This is a genomic window from Streptomyces sp. NPDC050211, assembly GCF_040656035.1.
Classification (GTDB): Bacteria; Actinomycetota; Actinomycetes; order Streptomycetales; family Streptomycetaceae; genus Streptomyces.
Genome location: NZ_JBFALC010000126.1, coordinates 1 through 12321 on the forward strand (window position 1 = coordinate 1; position 12321 = coordinate 12321).

Annotated in this window: 12 protein-coding genes and 1 pseudogene; 5 read left to right on the plus strand and 8 right to left on the minus strand. The window is 72.0% G+C overall.

Annotated elements, in window-relative coordinates; all coding sequences use genetic code 11:
- Positions 1 to 477 precede the first annotated feature (477 nt).
- The gene (locus AB0I98_RS48440) at positions 478 to 678 is read left to right on the plus strand and encodes a hypothetical protein (protein WP_362952697.1); all 201 of its coding nucleotides are present in this window, start codon (positions 478 to 480) and stop codon (positions 676 to 678) included.
- A 381-nt stretch (positions 679 to 1059) separates the two neighbouring features.
- Positions 1060 to 2262 carry an amino acid deaminase/aldolase gene (locus AB0I98_RS48445; RefSeq protein ID WP_362952699.1) on the plus strand — a complete coding sequence of 401 codons (1203 nt, stop codon included), beginning with the start codon at positions 1060 to 1062 and terminating at the stop codon, positions 2260 to 2262.
- Positions 2263 to 2286: 24 nt separating this feature from the next.
- Here the strand turns inward: AB0I98_RS48445 and AB0I98_RS48450 are convergent, their stop codons facing one another.
- Genes AB0I98_RS48450 through AB0I98_RS48465 form a run of 4 tightly spaced genes read right to left on the minus strand, consistent with a single transcriptional unit; the run spans position 2287 to position 6759 of the window.
- Positions 2287 to 3204 (minus strand): DUF2510 domain-containing protein, encoded by a 918-nt coding sequence (locus AB0I98_RS48450; protein WP_362952717.1) that lies wholly within the window; start codon positions 3202 to 3204, stop codon positions 2287 to 2289.
- A 29-nt stretch (positions 3205 to 3233) separates the two neighbouring features.
- Positions 3234 to 4016 (minus strand): 3-oxoacyl-ACP reductase, encoded by a 783-nt coding sequence (locus AB0I98_RS48455; protein ID WP_362952701.1) that lies wholly within the window; start codon positions 4014 to 4016, stop codon positions 3234 to 3236.
- Positions 4013 to 5386 (minus strand): aldehyde dehydrogenase family protein, encoded by a 1374-nt coding sequence (locus AB0I98_RS48460; protein WP_362952703.1) that lies wholly within the window; start codon positions 5384 to 5386, stop codon positions 4013 to 4015. The genes AB0I98_RS48455 and AB0I98_RS48460 overlap by 4 nt, the downstream gene beginning before the upstream one ends.
- Before the next feature lie 8 nt (positions 5387 to 5394).
- Positions 5395 to 6759: a glutamine synthetase family protein gene (locus AB0I98_RS48465; protein ID WP_362952705.1), complete on the minus strand. Its 1365-nt coding sequence runs from the start codon at positions 6757 to 6759 to the stop codon at positions 5395 to 5397.
- Positions 6760 to 6857: 98 nt separating this feature from the next.
- Here AB0I98_RS48465 and AB0I98_RS48470 point away from each other — a divergent pair, with 98 nt between their 5' ends.
- Together AB0I98_RS48470 and AB0I98_RS48475 are read left to right on the plus strand one after the other, a co-directional pair.
- Positions 6858 to 7595, plus strand: a complete 738-nt coding sequence (locus AB0I98_RS48470; protein ID WP_362952707.1) for an FCD domain-containing protein — start codon at positions 6858 to 6860, stop codon at positions 7593 to 7595.
- A gap of 73 nt (positions 7596 to 7668) precedes the next feature.
- Complete coding sequence (locus tag AB0I98_RS48475) at positions 7669 to 8367, plus strand: gamma-glutamyl-gamma-aminobutyrate hydrolase family protein (protein ID WP_362952709.1); 699 nt, start codon at positions 7669 to 7671, stop codon at positions 8365 to 8367.
- Between the two features lie 161 nt (positions 8368 to 8528).
- Here the strand turns inward: AB0I98_RS48475 and AB0I98_RS48480 are convergent, their stop codons facing one another.
- Positions 8529 to 9455 carry a LysR family transcriptional regulator gene (locus tag AB0I98_RS48480; protein ID WP_362952711.1) on the minus strand — a complete coding sequence of 309 codons (927 nt, stop codon included), beginning with the start codon at positions 9453 to 9455 and terminating at the stop codon, positions 8529 to 8531.
- Positions 9456 to 9525: 70 nt separating this feature from the next.
- Here AB0I98_RS48480 and AB0I98_RS48485 point away from each other — a divergent pair, with 70 nt between their 5' ends.
- Entirely contained in the window at positions 9526 to 10692 is a 1167-nt protein-coding gene (locus tag AB0I98_RS48485; RefSeq protein WP_362952713.1) for a TDT family transporter, read from the plus strand.
- On the opposite strand, the gene AB0I98_RS48490 is transcribed toward AB0I98_RS48485, so the two are convergent.
- The 3 genes and pseudogenes from AB0I98_RS48490 to AB0I98_RS48500 all read right to left on the minus strand — a co-directional run.
- Positions 10619 to 11338 (minus strand): helical backbone metal receptor, encoded by a 720-nt coding sequence (locus AB0I98_RS48490; RefSeq protein ID WP_362952715.1) that lies wholly within the window; start codon positions 11336 to 11338, stop codon positions 10619 to 10621. The two genes, AB0I98_RS48485 and AB0I98_RS48490, sit on opposite strands and share 74 nt — an antisense overlap.
- Entirely contained in the window at positions 11335 to 11901 is a 567-nt protein-coding gene (locus AB0I98_RS48495; protein ID WP_328367814.1) for an XRE family transcriptional regulator, read from the minus strand. Before AB0I98_RS48495 ends, AB0I98_RS48490 begins: the two co-directional genes overlap by 4 nt.
- A 157-nt stretch (positions 11902 to 12058) precedes the next feature.
- Positions 12059 to 12321, minus strand: a pseudogene (locus AB0I98_RS48500) (hypothetical protein); the annotation flags it as partial.

Here is a 12321-nt window from a genome sequence, read left to right on the forward strand (position 1 = left end):
GGCTCGGCGGGCGCCGGGGGTGCGGCGGCCGGACGACGCGGCTGCGCGGCGGGAGTCCCGGGTGCACCGGGGCGCTGCGGCGTCTCGGCAGGCAACCGTTGCGCGACAGGACGCGTCAGCGCCTCGGCGGGCGCGGGGGGTTGGGCCGCCGGACGACGCGGGGGCTGGGCGGGAGCCGCGGGTACACCCGGGCGGTGCGCAGGCTCGGCAGGCGCCGCAGATCCACTCGGACGGTGCGAGGTCTCGGCCTTCGGTGCCGGTACGGCCGGGTGGCGTGGCGGTGGGGCGGTCTCCGTGCCTGTCGGGTGGGCGGTGGGGGGTGGGGTGTCCGGGAAGCGGGCGGAGGCCCTCGGTGGGGGCGGTGGAACCGTGGGGGCGGTGTCCTGGGGGGACGACGGGTCGCGTAGGTCGGTGAGGTGGGGCTGGGTGCCGGAGGGGGCGGATGCGCCGCGTCCGTGCGGTGCGCCGTGCGCCGGTGTGACGGGGGCATCCGGCCGGGAGACCCTGCCCTGCGACGGCACGTCGGACATCGGGGCTCCGCTCGAGGACGCATCCGGACCCGTCCCGCCCGTCACCGTCCGACTGTCACTCCGCATCGGCATCTCCGCCGCACCCCGCGTCACAGCCTCACCGTCACGCCGCACCGGCATCTCCGCCGCACCCCGTGTCGCCGTCTGACCGGCACTACCCCGTCCCGGTGCCGCCGCCGTGCCGTTCGCCGACGCCTCTGCAGACGTGCCGTTCGCCGGCGCCTCGGCGGACGTAGCGTTCACCGAGTGCTCAAGGGATGACTGGCCGCCGGTCCCCGGCTGGTCGTAATCGGCCGGAACTGTGGGCGGCTGAGGTGGGCGTGGGGGTACGGAGGCGTGCCTCGCTTCCGTGCTCATGCACCCCCCGTTTCCTCGTGCCCGGGCCTTCCGCGGGCCGGAGTCGTTCCTGCGTGCGTGCGCGCAACTCTACGGGTTGCCCCCGGTCGAACGGGAACCGGTCCACGACGCCGGGGCATCTGCCCGGAACGTCCCCCTACCCTGCGGTAATCCAGTCTGGCAGGCTTCGTTCATGACTGCGCGCGCCGCCGACCGGACCCGTTACGACCGGGCCACCGCCCATCTCGACGCCCCTCTCGCGATCGTGGACCTGGATGCCTTCGACGCCAACGCGGAGGATCTGGTCCGCAGGGCGGGGGGAAAACCGATCCGGGTCGCCAGCAAGTCCGTACGCTGCCGAGCCCTGCTCGAACGCGTCCTCGCCAAGGACGGTTTCGCCGGCATCATGTCCTTCACCCTCGCCGAGTCCCTGTGGCTGGCGCGGTCGGGCTTCGACGACATCCTGCTGGCCTACCCGTCGGCGGACCGCGCCGGATTCGCCGAGCTGGCCGGTGATCCCAAGCTCGCCTCCGCGGTGACCGTGATGGTCGACGACCCGGCGCAGCTCGCGCTCATCGACGCGTCCCGCGACGGCGGGCGTGAAGTGGTGCGGGTGTGCCTGGAGTTGGACACGTCCCTGAAGCTGCTCGGCGGGCGCGTGCGGGTCGGGGCGCTGCGGTCTCCGCTGCACTCCCCTGCCCAAGTCGCCGACATGGCCCGTACGGTGGCCCGCCGTCCCGGCTTCAAGCTCGTGGGGATCATGGCCTACGAGGGACACATCGCCGGCGTCGGTGACGCGATCGCCGGGCGGCCGCTGCGCTCGCGTGCCGTCCGGCTGATGCAGGCCGCCGCCCGCCGGGAACTCGCCGAGCGGCGGGCCGAGGTGGTGCGGGCGGTGCGGGCCGTGGTGCCCGATCTGGAGTACGTCAACGGCGGCGGGACCGGCAGTGTGCAGCACACCGCCGCCGAGGACGCCGTCACGGAGATCGCGGCCGGGTCGGGGCTGTATGTGCCGCGACTGTTCGACAACTACACGTCGTTCAGCGGGCGACCGGCCGCGCTGTTCGCCCAGCCCGTGGTGCGCCGGCCCGGCGTCGGGGTCGTGACCGTCCTCGGCGGCGGCTATCCGGCGTCCGGCGCGGCCGGGCTCGATCGGCTGCCCGTGCCGTATCTGCCGGAGGGTCTGCGCTACGACCCGCAGGAGGGGCCCGGCGAGGTGCAGACGCCGCTGCTCGGGCCGCCCGCCGACGATCTGCTGATCGGCGACAAGGTGTGGTTCCGGCATGCCAAGGCGGGTGAGCTGTGCGAGCGGTTCGACGCGCTGCAGCTGATCGAGGGGGACGCGGTGACGGCGACCGTACCGACGTATCGCGGCGAGGGGCTGACGTTCCTGTAACCAGTCAGTCGTTCCTGTAGCCAGTCAGTCCGTCGGGCCGATGCTGCTGCCCACGCCTCCGCCGCCGTCCTCGTCGCCGGTCACCTTGATTCCCTTGGTGATCCGGTCCATGTCGGACAGCGGCGGCCCGTCCGTGCCCGCGTCGAACACATAACGGACGATGACCCGGGACTCCGGGCCGACGCCGCCCGGGAAGGCCAGCGACTGGACGTGACCGCCGGGCCCCTTGGCCGTGCTGACCTGCCAGCGCACGTAGTACCCGGTGCGGCCCGCCACCGCGATCTGCCCGGAGCCGATGAGCTTGTGGGACTCGATGCCGCCGAAGGGGTGCCGTCCGATGCGGTCGCGGTCGTAGGCGTCATCGGCCGCATCCGGGATGTCCGCCTTGGCCAGGGCCTCGAGGGACTTCTCGTCGTTGCCGGTGACCGTGCGGGAGATGACGAGGCCGTGGCGGCAGACTCCGGCGTCGGCCGGGCACTCGTAGGTGCCGTCGGTGGTCATCAGGACGTCGGGGTCGGCGACGTACTGGGGGCGGACCCAGCCGTCGATCAACGGCAGGGTGATGCCGTTGAGTTGGTCGACGACCACGGCGGGGTCGTCGGCGGACGGTTCGCTCGTGGACGGGGACGGAGTCTCGCTGGTCGGCGCCTCGGCGGTGGGCGTCGCGATCGTCGGGTCGGCGATCGGGTCCGAGCCACCGCCGCTGTCGTCCCGGCCGAGGACGACCGCGCCGACGACGATCGCGACGACGAGGACGACGGCCGCGCTGGTGACGGCGATGGCCTTGGCGCGTCCGGAGGCCCCGCCGGCGGACGGCACGGCCGGCACCGACGGCGCGGGGATCTCGGGCGCGCGCCGGTGCTCGGTCCAGGCCGTTCCGTCCCACCAGCGCTCCAGGTGCGGGCCGGAGGGGTCCCGGTACCAGCCGGGCGGGGGCGTCATGCTCATATCCCGGCACTGTAGGGCGAGGCCTACAGGGGCGTGACGTACGCCCCCGAGATTCCGCCGTCGACGAGGAAGTCGGTCGCGTTCACGAAGGAGGAGTCGTCGCTGGCCAGGAAGGCGACCGCGGCGGCGATCTCCTCGGCCTCGGCGAACCGGCCGAGGGGGATGTGGACGAGCCGGCGTGCCGCCCGCTCCGGGTCCTTGGCGAACAGCTCCTGCAGAAGCGGGGTGTTGACCGGTCCGGGGCAGAGCGCGTTGACGCGGATGCCCTCGCGGGCGAACTGCACGCCGAGCTCGCGGGACATGGCCAGGACGCCACCCTTGGACGCCGTGTACGAGATCTGCGACGTGGCCGCGCCCATCCGGGCCACGAAGGAGGCCGTGTTGATGATCGACCCCTTGCCCTGGCGCCGCATGTACGGGATGGCCGACTTGCAGCACAGGTAGACGGAGGTGAGGTTGACCTCCTGGACACGCTTCCAGGCATCCAGGCCGGTCTCCAGGATCGAGTCGTCGTCGGGCGGCGAGATGCCCGCGTTGTTGAAGGCGATGTCGACACTGCCGTAGGTGTCGTACGCCGTCTTGAACAGCGCCTCGACCTGCTCGGCGTCGGTGACGTCGACCTTCACGAAGACCCCGCCGACCTCTTCGGCGGCCGCCTTGCCGCGCTGTTCGTCCACGTCGCCGCAGACGACATGCGCGCCCTCGGAGGCGAGCCGGCGGGCGGTGGCGAGGCCGATGCCGCTGCCGGCTCCGGTGATGACGGCGGTACGGCCGACCAGTCGGCGGCACACGTTCTCTTCGGTCACTGTGCGGAGCCTTCCGTGCTGATGAAGACGTTCTTGGTTTCCGTGAAGGCGGCCAGGGCGTCCGGGCCCAGCTCGCGGCCGACGCCCGACTGCTTGAAGCCGCCGAAGGGGGTCCAGTAGCGGACCGCGGAGTGGGAGTTGACGGACAGGTTGCCCGCCCGGACGGCCTGCGAGACGCGCAGGGCGCGGCCCAGGTCGCGGGTCCAGAGGGAGCCCGCGAGGCCGTACGGGGTGTCGTTGGCGAGGCGGATCGCGTCCTGCTCGTCGGTGAAGGGCAGCAGGACGGCGACCGGGCCGAAGATCTCCTCGCAGGCCGCCGCGGAGTCGTGCCGCTCGCCGGTCAGGACGGTCGGCGCGAACCAGAAGCCGGGGCCGTCGGGGGCGCTGCCGCGCAGGGCCTGGGCGTCCTCGGGGACGAACGACCGTACGCGGTCCAGCTGTTGTCGGCTGATCAGCGGGCCCATCTGGGTCTTCTCGTCGGCGGGGTCGCCCACGACCACCGTGGACAGCGCGTCGGCGAGCAGGTCGCGGACCTCGTCGTAGACGGACTCCTGGACCAGGATCCGGGTGCGGGCGCAGCAGTCCTGGCCGCTGTTGTCGAGGAAGGAGAAGGGGTCGATCGCGCGCTTCAGGTCGGCGTCGGCGAAGACGATGTTGGGGCTCTTGCCGCCGAGTTCGAGGGTGACGGGCTTGACCAGGTGGGCGCAGCGCTCCATGACTTCGCGGCCGGTACGGGTGGAGCCGGTGAACACGATCTTCGCCACGTCGGGGTGGTCGACGAGGGCGCGGCCCGCGATATGACCGTATCCGGGGAGGACCTGGAACAGCCCCTCGGGCAGGCCCGCCTCCAGGGCGAGTTCGGCGAGGCGCAGCGCTGTGAGCGGGGTGGTCTCGGCGGGCTTGAGGACGACCGCGTTGCCCGCGGCGAGGGCCGGGAAGGAGCCCCAGGCGGCGATGGGCATCGGGAAGTTCCAGGGCGCGATGACACCGACCACGCCGAGGGGTTCCTGGAAGGTGACGTTCCAGCCGCCCGGTACGGGGATCTGCTTGCCGAGGAGGCGTTCGGCGCCGCCAGCCGCGTACAGCAGCAGGTCACGGGCGTTGCCGGCCTCCCAGCGGGCGTTGCCGAGGAGGTGGCCCGCCTCGCGGACCTCCAGCTGGGCCAGCTCCTCGATGTGCGTGTCGACGACGTCGGCGAAGCGGCGCAGCAGCCGGGCCCGGTCGGCGGGGGCGGCGGCCGCCCAGGACCGCTGGGCGACGGCGGCGCGGGCGACGGCACGGTCCATGTCGGCCGCGTCGGCGGCGGGGACGGTGGCGACGACCTCCTCGGTCGCCGGGTTCAGTACTTCGAGTTCGTGCTCGGCGGACAAGAAGGGCCTCACATACGTTCGAAGGAGCGGCGCAGCTCCCAGTCGGTGACCGCGGCGTCGAAGGCGTCCAGCTCGACGCGCGCCATGTTGCGGTAGTGCGCGACGACCTCGTCGCCGAAGGCCGCCTTGGCGATCGGGCTGTTCTCCCACAGCTCGGCGGCCTCGCGCAGGGTGGTGGGGACATGCTCGAAGTCGGCGGCGTAGGCGTTGCCGGGGCAGGGCTCGGGCAGCTCCAGCTTCTGCTCGACGCCGTACAGCCCGGCCGCGACCAGCCCGGCCACCGCGAGGTGCGGGTTGACGTCACCGCCGGGCAGCCGGTTCTCGAACCGCATCGAGCGGCCGTGGCCGACGACGCGGAGCGCGCAGGTGCGGTTGTCGTAGCCCCAGGCGACGGCGGTGGGGGCGAAGGAGCCGGGCTGGAAGCGCTTGTACGAGTTGATGTTGGGGGCGTAGAGGAGGGAGAAGTCGCGGAGCGCGGCGAGCTGTCCTGCGAGGAAGTGGCGCATGACATGTGACATAGCACCGAGTCCCTCCCCCGGCATCACGTTGTTCCCGTCCGCGTCCGCCAGCGACAGGTGGATGTGGCAGGAGTTGCCCTCGCGCTCGTTGTACTTGGCCATGAAGGTCAGAGACACGCCCTCCTGGGACGCGATCTCCTTGGCGCCGGTCTTGTAGATCGCGTGCTGGTCGCAGGTGACGAGGGCCTCGTCGTAGCGGAAGGCGATCTCGTGCTGGCCGGGGTTGCACTCGCCCTTGGCGGACTCGACGGTGAGACCGGCGGCCGCCATCTCGTTGCGGATACGGCGGAGCAGCGGCTCGATACGGCCGGTGCCGAGGACGGAGTAGTCGATGTTGTACTGGTTCGCCGGGGTGAGTCCCCGGTAGTGCGCGTCCCAGGCCTGCTCGTAGGTGTCCTTGAAGACGATGAACTCCAGCTCCGTGCCGACCTGGGCGGTGAGGCCGAGTTCGGCGAGGCGCTCCAGCTGGCGGCGCAGTATCTGGCGCGGGGCGGCGACGACCGGGGAGCCGTCGGTCCAGGCGAGGTCGGCGATCACCATGGCCGTGCCCTCGTTCCAGGGGACGCGGCGCAGGGTGCTCAGGTCGGGGTGCATGGCGAAGTCGCCGTAGCCGCGGTCCCAGGACGACATGGCGTAGCCGTCGACGGTGTTCATCTCGGTGTCGACGGCGAGGAGGTAGTTGCAGCCCTCGGTGCCGTGGTGGAGGACCTCGTCGAGGAAGAAGCGGGCGGCGAACCGCTTGCCCTGGAGCCGCCCTTGCATATCGGGGAAGGCCAGGACGACAGTGTCGATCTCACCGCCCGCGACGAGGGCATGCAGCTCCTCGACGCTGAGCGGGGGTGTGCGGTCTGCCACGGGAAGGGCCTCCTTCGGGCTTCTGCGCGCTGGTTTCAGCCAGCCGAGAGCCATAAGGTATTGCGGAGAACCATTGCTTGGGAAGGGGGCACGGCCATATGTCGGTCGATCCCGACGGCACCACTCAGCAGGACGGGCTGACCCCGGTGCTGCGGCCGGTGCGCGCGGGCAACGGCTTCGAGGAGGCGCTGGAGCAGATCCTCCAGGTCGTCCGCCTCGGCCTGGTGCCCGGCGGCGAGCGGCTGCCCGCCGAGCGCGAGCTGGCGGAACGGCTCGGCATCAGCCGGGTCACCCTGCGCGAGGTGCTCAAGGTGCTCCAGGACCAGGGGCTCGTCGAGTCACGCCGCGGACGGTACGGCGGGACGTTCGTGCTGCCGCGCAAGGACGGCGGCGGCGAGGACGAACTGCGGCGACGGGTCGCCGAGGTCGACATCGAGGACATGCTGCGCTTCCGCGAGGTGCTGGAGGTCGGCGCGGCCGGCCTGTGCGCCGCGCACGGCCTCACCGACGAGCAGACCGCCCGGCTCCGCGACGCCCTCGCCCGCACGCAGGACGCTCCGCTGTCCGACTACCGCCGGCTGGACACGCTGCTCCACCTCACCCTGGCCGAGCTGTGCGGTTCACCGTCGCTCACCGCGCAGTACGCGGCGGTCCGGGCCACGGTGAACGACCTGCTGGACTGCATCCCGCTCCTCGTCCGCAACCTCGAGCACTCCCAGCGGCAGCACATCGCGATCGTCGAGGCGGTGCTGGACGGGGACGCGGACGGGGCGCGGGAGATGATGCGGGAGCACTGCGGGGGGACGGCGGCGCTGTTGCGGGGGTTCCTGACGTGAGGGTGGGCTTGCGGTTGGGGGATGGTTACGGCAATGGTGTGAGCGCGATCCATTGACGGGAGCGGGAGGACGTATGACCGGCAGGCCGCTGATCGGCATCAGTACGTATCTGGAGGCCGGGGCCCGCTGGGGCGCGTGGGAGCTGGAGGCGGCGCTGCTGCCCGCCGGGTATCCGCGGCTCGTGCAGGCGGCGGGCGGGCTGGCCGCGATGCTTCCGCCGGACGAGCCTTCGCTCGCCGCGGCGGCCGTGGCGCGGCTCGACGGGCTGGTGATCGCGGGCGGGCCGGATGTCGAGCCGGTGCGGTACGGCGCCGAGCGCGACGCCCGGACCGGGCCGCCGGCGCGGGCGCGGGACGCCTGGGAACTGGCGCTGATCGAGGCCGCGTTGCGGGACCGCGTGCCGTTGCTGGGGATCTGCCGGGGTATGCAGCTGCTGAACGTCGCCCTCGGCGGGACGCTCGTTCAGCATCTCGACGGGCATGCGGAGGTGGTGGGTGTCTTCGGGCGGCACTCGGTGAAGCCTGTGCCGGGGACGTTGTACGCGGGGGTCGTGCCGGAGGAGACGGCCGTGCCGACGTATCACCATCAGGCCGTGGATCGGCTGGGGGTCGGGCTTGTGGTGTCGGCGCATGCGGGGGACGGGACTGTGGAGGCGGTGGAACTTCCTTCCGGGGGGTGGGTGTTGGGGGTGCAGTGGCATCCGGAGATGGGGGAGGATTTGCGGGTCATGGGGGCGTTGGTGCGGGCGGCGGGGGCGTCGGCGGCGGGTTGAGCGGGGGTGCCTCGGCCTGGTTTTTCGCCCCCGCCGCCCTTACCCGTCCCATCCTCCAGGGGCTTCGCCCCTTCGACCCCACCGGGGCTCCGCCCCTGGACCCCGTTCGGGGGCCAGCCCCCCGGGCCCCCGCTCCTCAAACGCCGGAGGGGCTAATTTGACTACCCTCGCGTCAGCGACAGCAAATCCCTCGCCGGGCCCGTTGGGCGGTGGCCTGTTGGCCAGACTGCTCGGAGGTCTCTTGCCAAGGAGACCTTTTCGAGGGGGACGCGTACGAGGCGGCGCATCGACAGTTCCTCGCCGACCGCCAACTCGCTGAGGACCGCCGGGCCCGCGCCGCTTACCGCTGCTGCCTTTACCGCTGTGGTGGAGGAGAGTTCGATCAGGGGTCTGGCTAGGCCGCCGAGGGCTGCGTCGAGGACCTGGCGGGTGCCGGAGCCTTTCTCGCGGAGGATGAGGGGGGTGGCCGCCAGTTCGGGCGCCGCCAGGGGGCTTCGGCGGCGGGCCCAGGGGTGGTTGGGGGCCGTGACGACGATCAGGTGGTCGTGGGCTATGACGACCGAGTCGAGGCCGGTCGGGACGGACAGGCCTTCTACGAAGCCCAGGTCGGCTTCGTCGGAGAGCAGGCGTTGTGCCACCGCTGCCGAGTTGCCAGCGTGGAGGGATACCGCCGTGTCGGGGCGGGCGGCGCGCAGGGCCAGGAGCCAGCCCGGCAGTAGGTACTCGGCGATCGTCATGCTGGCCGCGACCCTGAGGCGGGAGTCCCTTCGGTCGCGCAGTGCCTGGGCGCCCGCGTCGAAGGCCTCCGCCGCCTCGACAATTCTGCGTGCCCAGTCCGTCACCAGTGCGCCCGCGTCCGTCAAACGGGAGCCTCGTGGGGAGCGGTCCACCAAGGCCACGCCCAGCTGGCGTTCCATCGAGCGGATCCGACTGCTCGCCGCGGGCTGGGTGATGCCCATTTCGCGGGCCGCCGCGCCCAGGCTGCCGAGCCGTGCGACCGCCAGCAGCAGCTCCAGGGCTCCCAGGTCCGGCACCCGGTGAGCGAGGAGGGCCGGAGGGCGGTGAGGGTCTTCCGTGGCGCTGCTCATAAGGTCAGTTTATGCCCTCATAGACACGTGCTCTCTGGTCGGCGACCTTCCGCGACGGCACGGTGACTGCATGGTCACCGCAGTCCAGCCCCTCCCCCGTGCCACCGCACGGCCCCCGCGCGTCCCGGCCGTCCGTCACCTCGGACCCAACTGGTACGCCACCGTCATGGGCACCGCCATCGTCGCCACCGCCGGCGCCGCCCTGCCCGCTCCCTTCTCCGGCATCCCCGGCCTGCGTACCCTCTGTGCCGCCGTCTGGGCCTTCTCCTTCCTGCTGCTCGCCGTCCTGCTCTGCGCCCGGGCCCTCCACTGGGTTCACCACCGCGATCAGGCCCGCGCCCATCTCCTCGACCCGGCCGTCGCGCCCTTCTACGGCTGCCTCGCCATGGCTCTGCTGGCCGTCGGCGGCGGTGCCCTCACCGTCGGACGGGACTGGATCGGGACGGACGCGGCGGTCGCGCTCGATGCCGTGCTGTTCACCGCCGGGACGCTCGTGGGGCTCGCGGCCGCTGTCGCCGTTCCGTACCTGATGGCCGTACGACATCGGGTGGAGCCGCATCAGGCCACGCCGGTATGGCTGTTGCCCGTCGTCGCGCCCATGGTGTCCGCCGCGCTCGGGCCGCTTCTCGTGCCGTATCTGCCGGCGGGGCAGGCTCAGGAGACGCTGCTGCTCGGGTGCGTCGCGTTGTTCGGGGTCAGTCTTCTGGCGACGCTGCTCATGCTGCCGCTGGTCTTCGGCCGGCTGATCACCGGGGGGCCGTTGCCGCTCGCGCTCACGCCCACGCTCTTTCTCGTGCTGGGGCCGCTCGGGCAGTCCACCACCGCCGTCGGCCACTTCGCGGACGTGGCCCCCGGTGTCGTGCCCGCCCCGTACAGCGACGGGTTCGGGATCCTCGCCGTTCTGTACGGCGTGCCGGTGATGGGCTTCGCGCTGCTGTGGTTGGTGTTCGCCACCGCCCATGTGCTGCGTGCCCGGCGGGACGGGATGAGGTTCGCGATGACCTGGTGGGCGTTCACCTTTCCGGTGGGCACCTGTGTCACCGGCGCGGAGGCGCTGTCGCGGCACACCGGGCTCGTCGTCTTCGAGTGGCTTGCGATTGGCTTGTACGTCGTCCTGGTCGTCGCCTGGGGCACGGCCGCCCTGTATACGGCGCGCGGGCTGGTCAGCGGTGCGCTGCTCGCAGGGCCTCGGCCAGCACTCGTGGGGCCTCGGTCAGCGATGGGCCGTACCAGGTGAGGTGGCGTCCGTCGACCAGTGCGCAGGGCAGGTCCGGGAAGGACTCCGGGCCGTCGTCCGGCGTGAAGCGGTACGGCTCGTCCGGGAGCACCACCACGTCGGGGGCCGCCGCGCACAGGTCGGCCACCGGGATGCGGGGGTAGCGCTCGGGGTGGGTCGCGTACAGGTTGTCCACGCCGAGGCGGGACAGTACGTCGCCCGCGAAGGTGTCCCGGCCCAGGACCATCCAGGGGCGGCGCCAGATGGGGACGACCGCCGTCGTGCGGGTCTGCGGGGCCGGGAGCGCGGACCAGGCTGTCTCCGCCTCGTCCAGCCAGCGGGGGCGGCTCTTCGCGCCGCAGGCGGTCAGCATCCGGTCCAGTTCGCGGAAGGCCTGCGGCACGCTCCGCACCTCGGTGACCAGGACGGCGATGCCTCCGGAGCGAAGGGCCTGGAGGTCCGGTGCCTGGTTCTCCTCCTCGTTGGCGACGACCAGGTCGGGACGGAGCGCGGTGATCCGGCCGATCGCCGGGTTCTTGGTGCCGCCGACGCGGGGCACGTCCAGGTCCGCCGGACGGGTGCACCAGTCGGTGGCGCCGACGAGGGTCCCCGGCAGCGTCAAGGCCAGGGCCTCGGTGAGCGACGGGACGAGGGAGACGACTCTCACCGGCGCGGCCGGTCCCGGACGGCCTCGATGTGCTCGGCCACCGCGACGACGACCACCCGGGTGTCCGGCTCGGTGGCACGCCAGCGGTGACGCACCCCGCCGGTGAGGTACAACGTGTCGCCACGGCCCAGGCGGTAGGCACGGCCCTCCGCCTCGATCTCCACCGCTCCGTCGGCCACGTACATCAACTGGTCGTTGCGGTACTGGAATTCACGGCCCGCGTCATGGTCGCCGGTGAACTCCGAGGCGTGCATCTGGTGGTGACCGCGCACCAGGGAACGCGTGCTGGGTTCCGGACCCGATTCGCACTCCGCGCGGACGACGTCGACGCTGCACGCCGGGTCGGCAGCGGCGAGGAGTTCCACGGCGGTGGTGCGCAGGGCGTCGGCCACCTTCTCCAGGGAGCTTCTGCTGGGGCGCGCGCGGTCGTTCTCGACCTGGCTCAGGAACGGGACCGACAGGCCGCTGCGCTCGGCCACGACGGCGAGCGTGAGGTCCAGCGCCCTGCGCCTCCGCCGTACGGCCGCGCCCACGCGAAGCGGTTGTTCTTTGTGGTCGCCCATAGCTCCGGCTCCCTCCTTCGCCCTGGCTCGTCGGTCCGCTGCCGGTGCACCGCCATCCGGGCGCACTCCTTCTGATGAGTTCTCTGCACCCTACGCATGTTCGGCAAACCGTTTCATGCGCCTGTCACATCGCCGACACACAGAGTGCCAGGCGACCTCACAGTTCTCGCCAGTAGATCAGCTCTGCGGATTCTCCGGGCGCGGATTCCTCCTTAGGGGCGAAGAGGCCGACCAAGAGGGCCGGGTGACCGTGGACAGGACCCTGACCCTCGTTCAGCACGAATGGGGTGCTGTTCAGTTCAATGCTCGCGCGGCCCCGGGTGTTCCCGGTCGCGGGGGGGTGACGTAGCGCTGTGTGGTTGTCCGGATCCTTTTCGTGGGCGGAGACAGAGAACGGCGCGCGCCCCGGTCCGTCAGGTG

What these genes read in the sequence shown, in the direction of transcription:
- AB0I98_RS48470 (WP_362952707.1), top strand. Translation starts at nt 6,858, where the DNA reads ATGTCGGTCGATCCCGACGGCACCACTCAGCAGGACGGGCTGACCCCG.
- AB0I98_RS48475 (WP_362952709.1), top strand. Translation starts at nt 7,669, where the DNA reads ATGACCGGCAGGCCGCTGATCGGCATCAGTACGTATCTGGAGGCCGGG.
- AB0I98_RS48480 (WP_362952711.1), bottom strand. Translation starts at nt 9,455, where the DNA reads ATGAGCAGCGCCACGGAAGACCCTCACCGCCCTCCGGCCCTCCTCGCT.
- AB0I98_RS48450 (WP_362952717.1), bottom strand. Translation starts at nt 3,204, where the DNA reads ATGACGCCCCCGCCCGGCTGGTACCGGGACCCCTCCGGCCCGCACCTG.
- AB0I98_RS48495 (WP_328367814.1), bottom strand. Translation starts at nt 11,901, where the DNA reads ATGGGCGACCACAAAGAACAACCGCTTCGCGTGGGCGCGGCCGTACGG.
- AB0I98_RS48485 (WP_362952713.1), top strand. Translation starts at nt 9,526, where the DNA reads ATGGTCACCGCAGTCCAGCCCCTCCCCCGTGCCACCGCACGGCCCCCG.
- AB0I98_RS48445 (WP_362952699.1), top strand. Translation starts at nt 1,060, where the DNA reads ATGACTGCGCGCGCCGCCGACCGGACCCGTTACGACCGGGCCACCGCC.